General features: G+C 73.7%; 2 protein-coding genes. Both read right to left on the reverse strand.

Going from position 1 to position 2,100, the window contains the following annotated elements; all coding sequences use genetic code 11:
- The coding region (locus IEZ19_RS49610) for an ISKra4 family transposase (RefSeq protein WP_189317930.1) at positions 1-1,507 on the reverse strand (1,507 nt) is incomplete at its 3' end.
- A gap of 73 nt (positions 1,508-1,580) precedes the next feature.
- On the reverse strand, positions 1,581-2,100 hold a 520-nt coding region (locus IEZ19_RS49615; protein WP_229841740.1), incomplete at its 5' end, for a hypothetical protein.

Here is a 2,100-nt window from a genome sequence, read left to right on the forward strand (position 1 = left end):
GTCCCTGGTAGCGGACGGCGTGGGTGTGCAGGTGGTCGAGTTCGGTGAAGTAGCGCCAGTACCGCTCGAAGTCGCCGTTGTCGATGACGGCGCGTAGGAGGAGGACTGCCTCGGCGCCGGTCAAGCTCCATCTCGCCCCGGTCGCGTCCAGGCGGTCCTTGACGAGGAAGCGGCAACTTCCCTCGATCACCCCGGTCGCGATGGGCCAGCCCATGGCGAGGGCGAGGTGGTAGCGCAGGTAGGGCTCCTTGGCCTGCAGGTAGGCGGTGGTGCGGGCGACGGCGGGCAGTTGCTTCGCGTCATCGGGGCGGGTGCGCAGGTGCTGGCGCAGTGCGGCCACGACGCGGGGGCTGTGCCCGTCCAGCACGGTGCGGGCGGCGTCGGCGACCCAGGCCGCGCGTGCTGCGTGGCCTGGGTGGAGGTCCTCGGCGGCCCGCCACAGGTATTCGATCACATGCACGATATCCACGATCGTGTCGACATGGACGCCGCGGGCGGCCGCTTCCCTTGCGATGCACTCGAGTTGGTGGTTGGCGCCGTCGACCAGGACGATCCAGCGCCGTCGGTGGTCGGGGTCTCGCTGTTCGGCGTGGTCGAACATGGCGGTGACCATGGCCGCGGTGGAACGCTGAAGGGAGCCTTCCAGGTGCCGGCCCCGTGCGCGCGGGCCGTGGGTGCGGGCGGCGCGTTCGGCCGCGGTGGCCGGCAGGACGTCCGCACCGGTGCGCGGGACCGGTGCGGCGTCGTAGACGGCGAAGACGGTCGCCATCCGCCGGCGACCGGTGTGCTCGCGACTGCTGAGCTGGGCGGAGGGCGGCTGCGGGCCGTCGGCTGCCCGTGCGGCGCGGACCGCCTCACGTAGATCGGACGGGATCATGTTCACGCCGGTCGCGTCGCAGCTGAGCACCAGCAGCCGGTCCCCCTCGCTGCCGACGGGTGGGGCGGGCGCGGGCACGTCCTGCTGGTAGAAGGCAGGGATGTGGGCGGCGACCCGACACGCGATCTCCATCAACTGCCGGGTGCCGAGCCGCTGCCCGGTGGTGCGCTCAAGGTGGGCGCCCGCCCGGCGCAGGGGTGTCTCGGCGACCTCGAGGGCGACGGCGCGCTGCAGCGGGTAGGAGTAGACCTGCCGCGGCAGGGCCAGGGCGACGTCGCCAAGGTGCAGGTTGGCCGCACCGGGGGCGCGGTAGGCGATCCGGGCCGCCTCCACCCGGCCCAGCGTGGTGGCCAGCAGCCGGCGGTGGCCCCGTTCGGCCCGAGGGCGCACCACCGCGTCACTGCCGGTGACCGCCTCCACGCGCACCTCGGCGGCGGCGCGGGCGTCCAGCTGGTCCTGCAGCATCTGCCGCAGCAGTTCCCGCCCCGCGGCGGTGATGTAGTCCTCCAGTCCTTCGGCGGTGGCCGAGGCCATGGCCGGTGCGGACAGACGGGCGAGCATCTCCTCCATCCGAGTGCGAGTGGCGGTGAACGGGGCGGGGGCCTGGGACGCGGACGTGTAAGGTGCCACCGGGTCTTCTTCCTTGCGCGGTCTGGCTGTTCACCCGACCAACAAGAAGGAGGCCCGTTCCCGTATCGGCAGGTCACCCGCGCGCCGCGGCACCTCCACGCGCCAGGGTGAACAGGCCGCCCGGGGTCTGCACCACCCGCCCGGCGGCAGCGGCCTTCTTCAACTGGTGGCGCACCCGCTCCACTTCACGGGGCACCGCCTCCAGCCCGAGCCCCTCCACCACCTGCCGACACCGCACCGGACCGGCGTACGCGGCCAGCACCCCCAGCATCCGCCCGGTGAACTCGCCACTCCCCTCGGCGGCTTGACTGCCGACGGTGCCCGACACCTCCGCTCGCGGGGCCGGGAGCCGACCCCGCCCCGACCCGGCCTCGCCGTGCGCCGCCGGGAGCTCGCCCACAACCTGGCACGCCGTCGCCACCCGGGCCAGCTCCTGCTCGCACACCACCAGCAGCCCGGCGATCCGCTCGGCCTCCCCGCGCAACCGCTCCGCCTCCCGACGGCAGGCCGCCTCCCGCTCCCGCAACAGCGCGAGCACCTCGTCGCAGCCCATCCGACCCCGCCTCTCCCACGCCAGCTGATCAACAGCTACC

The sequence above is a fragment of the Streptomyces brasiliensis genome (assembly GCF_014647875.1).
In the GTDB taxonomy this organism is placed as follows: Bacteria; Actinomycetota; Actinomycetes; order Streptomycetales; family Streptomycetaceae; genus Streptomyces; species Streptomyces brasiliensis.